The sequence below is a fragment of the Cellulomonas sp. NPDC057328 genome, assembly GCF_042667215.1.
GTDB lineage: Bacteria > Actinomycetota > Actinomycetes > Actinomycetales > Cellulomonadaceae > Cellulomonas.
Map to the genome: position 1 here is coordinate 1 of NZ_JBHUZW010000185.1, position 4,422 is coordinate 4,422.

A 4,422-nucleotide genomic window follows, 5' to 3' on the forward strand; every position below is an offset into this window, starting at 1 on the left:
CAGCTCGGGGACCGTGCGGCGCGCCGCCGTCGTGCGGGGTCAGGAGCCCATGGCTCCCTGGATGTCGGCGATCATCTTGTCCCAGGCGGCGACGGGCTCGGCCGCGCCGGACAGGATGTTGGCCTCGGTGACGCCCCAGAACGCCCACACGGAGCCCATCTCGGGGATCGACGGCATCGGCACGGCCTCGGCGCCCACGGCGGCGAAGCCGGCGGTGACCGGGTCCTGCGACGCGGTCTCGGCGGCGGACGAGAGGGCCGGCGGACGGTTGCCCGCCTCGTACAGCGCGAGCTGCGCCTCGTCCGTCGCGATGTAGTTGACGAGGAAGTCGTTCGCGAGCAGCGCGTTCTCGCTCTGCGCGGAGACGTAGAAGCCCTGGACGCCGACGAACGGCTGGGCCGGCTGCCCGCCGGCCGACGGGAGGGGATCGATGGACAGCTCGAGGCCCTCGAACTGCTCGAGCATCCACGGGCCGCCGACGATGAACGGCGACTCGCCGTTCTTGAACGCCTCGACCGCGATGTCGTACGTGATGTCGGTCTTCAGGACGCCGGCCTGGCCCTGCGCCTGCAGCCACTGCGCGAACGCGTGCCCGGGCTCGCCGCCCATGGCGAGCTCCGGCGAGTACGAGCCGTCCTCGTTCTGCGTGAAGACGGGCGCCCCGAACGACGTCTGCAGCGGGTAGTACGTGTAGGGGTCGCCCTCGGTGCCGGTCTGGATCAGCAGCGGGTGCGGCGTGCCGGCCGCACGGCCGGCCGCGACGGCCTCGTCCCACGTCGCCGGGGCGGTGGGTGCGAGTGCGGTGTTGCGGATGAGCGCGATGTTCTCGATCGCGTACGGCAGGCCGTAGACCTGCCCGTCCTGCGTGAAGGCCTCGACCGCGACCTGCTCGAAGTCGGCGGTGCGGTCGGCCAGCTCGATGGGCGCCACGACGCCGTTCTGGGTGAGCTCGCCCAGCCAGTCGTGCGCCCCGACCGTGATGTCCGGGCCCTCGCCGGTCGGCACCTGCGCGAGGAAGTCGGCGCGGATGTCCTCGAAGTTCTTGAGGACGACGTCGACCGTGACGTCGTTCTCCTCCTCGAAGGCCGTCGCGGCCTCGTCGACGGCCGCCTGGCGCGTCTCGTCGACCCAGACGACCAGGTCGCCGCTGCTGCCGCCGCCGGCGGTGGCCGACGTGGTCGCCTCGGGGGTCGCGGTGCCGCCCCCGGCGCACGCCGCGAGGGTGAGCGCGAGGCCGAGCGTCGCCGCCGCGGCCGGGATGCTCCGTCGCATCGTTGATCTCCTGTTGTCGGTGCCGTCGCCGCGCGTCGACGGTGCCGACGCTGGCCTGGTGGCGCAGAACGTACGACGTTTGCCACGGCTCTTGCAACTCGTTACGGTAACTTTCAGACAGCATTTCAGGCGGCGTTGCGGCAGACCCGCCGTGCGGAGGACGAGGAGGTCCCGTGTCCCCTACTACGCTGCCGCCTGTGCGTACCCGGTTGACCGACCTCGCCGAGCAGGCGGGGGTGAGCACCGCGACCGTGTCGCGGGTGCTGAACGGCAAGCACGGCGTGTCCGCACAGGCCCGCCAGGCGGTGCTGGCGGCCCTCGACGTGCTCGGCTACGAGCGCCCGGAGAAGCTGCGCATGCGGTCCGCCGGGCTCGTCGGCCTCGTCGTGCCCGAGCTCAGCAACCCCGTCTTCCCCGCGTTCGCGCAGGTCATCGAGACCATGCTCACCGACCGCGGGTACACGCCGCTGCTGTGCACCCAGTCGCCCGGCGGCACCACCGAGGACCAGTACGTCGAGCTGCTGCTCGAGCACGGCGTCGACGGGATCGTCTTCGTCTCCGGGCTGCACGCCGACACGTCCGCCAGCAAGGACCGCTACCACCGCCTGCGCGGGCGCGGCGTCCCCCTGGTGCTCGTCAACGGGTTCGCCGAGGGCGTCGACGCGCCGGCCGTGTCGACCGACGACACCGCGGCCATGGACCAGGCGTTCCGCCACCTGTGGTCGCTCGGGCACCGCTCGATCGGGCTCGCGATCGGGCCCACCCGGTTCGTGCCGGCCCGGCGCAAGCGCGAGGCGTTCGCCGAGCTGCTCGAGCGGCACGCCGGCGTCTCCGACCCCGACCCGCACGTCGTCTCGACCCTGTTCACGGTCGAGGGCGGGCACGCCGCCGCCACGGAGCTGTTCCGCTCCGGGCACACGGCGGTCGTGTGCGGGTCCGACATGATGGCGCTCGGCGCCGTCCGCGCGGCGCGTACCCTGGGACTGTCGGTGCCCGACGACGTCTCCGTCGTGGGCTTCGACGACTCGCCGCTCATCGCGTTCACCGACCCGCCCCTGACGACGGTGCGCCAGCCCGTCGCCGCCATGGGGCACGCGGCGGTGTCCGCGCTCGTGGGCGAGATCACCGGCACGCCGGCCGCCCGCGCCGAGCTGCTCTTCCACCCCGAGCTCGTCGTCCGCGGCTCGACGGGATCCGCGCCCGAGCACGCGGCGACCACGGCCGAGACGGCTCGCGCGAGCCTCTGACCACGGGCGGCACGCGCCGCCCCTCCCCCCGACCGGCCCGCGGCACGCGGCGCCGGACCCTGCGCCACGCCCCTGCGCGTGCGCGCCCCCGCACTCGCACCCGCACCCAGACCCAGGAAGGTTCCCGTGACCCTCGACGTGACCCTCGACGCCCTCCCCGACGCCGCCCTCGTGCACCGCGCCGAGGACCCCGCCGGCCCGTGGTGGCGCCACGCCGTCATCTACCAGGTCTACCCCCGCTCGTTCGCCGACGCGTCGGGCGACGGCATCGGCGACCTGCCGGGCGTCACCGCGCGGCTCGGCCACCTGGCCGAGCTCGGCGTGGACGCGGTCTGGCTGTCGCCGTTCTACCGCTCGCCGCAGGCGGACGCCGGCTACGACGTCGCGGACTACCGCGAGGTCGACCCGCTGTTCGGCACCCTCGCGGACGCCGACGCCCTCATCGCACGCGCGCACGAGCTCGGCCTGCGCGTCGTCGTCGACCTGGTCCCCAACCACACGAGCGACGAGCACGTGTGGTTCCGGGCGGCGCTCGCCGCCGCGCCCGGGTCCCCCGAGCGGGCGCGGTACGTCTTCCGCGACGGCCGCGGCGCCGACGGCGAGCTGCCGCCCAACAACTGGGACTCCATCTTCGGCGGCCCCGCGTGGACGCGCACCACCGACGCCGACGGCACGCCCGGCCAGTGGTACCTGCACCTGTTCGACAGCAAGCAGCCGGACCTCAACTGGGAGAACGCCGAGGTCCGCGCCGAGTTCGAGCAGATCCTGCGCTTCTGGCTCGACCGCGGGGTCGACGGCTTCCGCGTCGACGTCGCGCACGGGATGGTCAAGGAGGCCGGCCTGCCCGACTGGCACGGCCACGTCTCGATGATCGAGGGCACGGACGACGCCGACGCCGTGAACGGCTCCGGCAACCACGGCCCCATGTTCGACCAGGACGGCGTGCACGAGATCTACCGCGCGTGGCGGTCGGTCCTCGACGAGTACGAGGGCGACCGCGCGATGGTCGCCGAGGCGTGGGTCGAGCCCCTGTCCCGCCTGGCCCGCTACGTGCGCCCCGACGAGATGCACCAGGCCTTCAACTTCGCGTTCCTCGCCGCCGGCTGGGACGGCCCCGCGCTGCGTCGCGTCATCGCCGCGTCCTTCGCGGCGAACGACGCCGTCGGCGCCCCCACCACCTGGGTGCTGTCCAACCACGACGTCGTGCGGCACGCGTCTCGCATGGGCCTGTCGGACCCGACGCACCGGCCCAACGGCATCGGGCACGGCGACGAGCAGCCGGACGCGGAGCTCGGCCTGCGCCGCGCCCGCGCGGCGTCGCTGCTCATGCTCGGCCTGCCCGGCTCCGCGTACGTCTACCAGGGCGAGGAGCTCGGCCTGCCCGACCACACCGCGCTCGAGGACGGCCTGCGCCAGGACCCGGCCTTCTTCCGCACCGGCGGGGTCGAGCGCGGGCGCGACGGGTGCCGCGTGCCGCTGCCGTGGGAGGGCGACGCGCCCGGCATGGGCTTCTCGCCGACCGGCGCGACGTGGCTGCCGCAGCCCGCGGGGTGGGCGGAGCTCGCCGCGGACAAGCAGCGCGGCCGCGCCGGCTCCACGTACGAGCTGTACCGCGCCGCCCTGGGCCTGCGCCGCAGCGAGCAGCTCGGCGCCGGTGACCTGCGCTGGCTGGACGAGGAGCCGCACGTCCTGCGGTTCGCGAACCGCGACGTCGTCGTGGTCGCGAACCTCGGCGACGACGAGGTCCCGCTGCCGGCCGGCACGCAGGTGCTCATCGCCTCGGGGCCGCTCGGCGGCAGCGCGCAGGCGCCGACCGTCCCGGGCGCGACGACCGTCTGGGTGCGCGCCGGCGTCTGACGGCCGGACCGGGCCTCGCGGCGACGGCGGACGGAGCGCTCAGTCC

At 74.4% G+C, this 4,422-nt stretch carries 3 protein-coding genes; 2 read left to right on the top strand and 1 reads right to left on the bottom strand.

The window, feature by feature from the left end; translation table 11 throughout:
- Nucleotides 1-39: 39 nt before the first annotated feature.
- On the bottom strand, nt 40-1,272 hold the full coding sequence (locus ACFUMH_RS18630) for an extracellular solute-binding protein (RefSeq protein ID WP_378209028.1): 1,233 nt from the start codon (nt 1,270-1,272) through the stop codon (nt 40-42).
- A 197-nt stretch (nt 1,273-1,469) separates the two neighbouring features.
- On the opposite strand from ACFUMH_RS18630, the gene ACFUMH_RS18635 reads away from it, so the two are divergent.
- Both ACFUMH_RS18635 and ACFUMH_RS18640 read left to right on the top strand, forming a co-directional pair.
- On the top strand, nt 1,470-2,519 hold the full coding sequence (locus ACFUMH_RS18635; RefSeq protein ID WP_378209030.1) for a LacI family DNA-binding transcriptional regulator: 1,050 nt from the start codon (nt 1,470-1,472) through the stop codon (nt 2,517-2,519).
- A 138-nt stretch (nt 2,520-2,657) separates the two neighbouring features.
- Nucleotides 2,658-4,376 (top strand): glycoside hydrolase family 13 protein, encoded by a 1,719-nt coding sequence (locus ACFUMH_RS18640; protein ID WP_378209032.1) that lies wholly within the window; start codon nt 2,658-2,660, stop codon nt 4,374-4,376.
- The last annotated feature ends 46 nt before the right edge of the window (nt 4,377-4,422 follow it).

Bases quoted from the DNA above. Each gene is read 5' to 3' on its own strand.
- ACFUMH_RS18630 (WP_378209028.1), bottom strand. From the start codon at position 1,272: ATGCGACGGAGCATCCCGGCCGCGGCGGCGACGCTCGGCCTCGCGCTC.